The sequence below is a fragment of the Holdemanella sp. DFI.5.55 genome (genome assembly GCF_020593575.1).
GTDB lineage: Bacteria > Bacillota_I > Bacilli_A > Erysipelotrichales > Erysipelotrichaceae > Holdemanella > Holdemanella hominis.
In genome coordinates, this window is the sequence record NZ_JAJDMK010000481.1 from 1 (window position 1) to 208 (window position 208).

Below are 208 nucleotides of genomic sequence, written 5' to 3' on the forward strand. Positions count from 1 at the left end.
GAACGCTTTTTTATTTTGCTGTCTTGATGGTGCTGATCTACATGTACGGCTACTTTGGGGCCGGACAAGCTCCGTTTATCTACAATGAGTTCTAAAAGGAGTAATTACATTGGTACAAAACATTATTCAAGAAATTGACCGGATCGCCCAAGCGCAACCGGACTTCCCCGCCTTCGATGAGCTGGGGACTATCCACTCCTACGGCGAT

1 protein-coding gene is annotated in these 208 nt (G+C 46.6%); it reads left to right on the forward strand.

The window, feature by feature from the left end:
- Positions 1-95 (forward strand): teichoic acid D-Ala incorporation-associated protein DltX (locus tag LJE08_RS14885; protein ID WP_255650377.1); only part of this gene is annotated, 95 nt, incomplete at its 5' end.
- Positions 96-208: the final 113 nt, after the last annotated feature.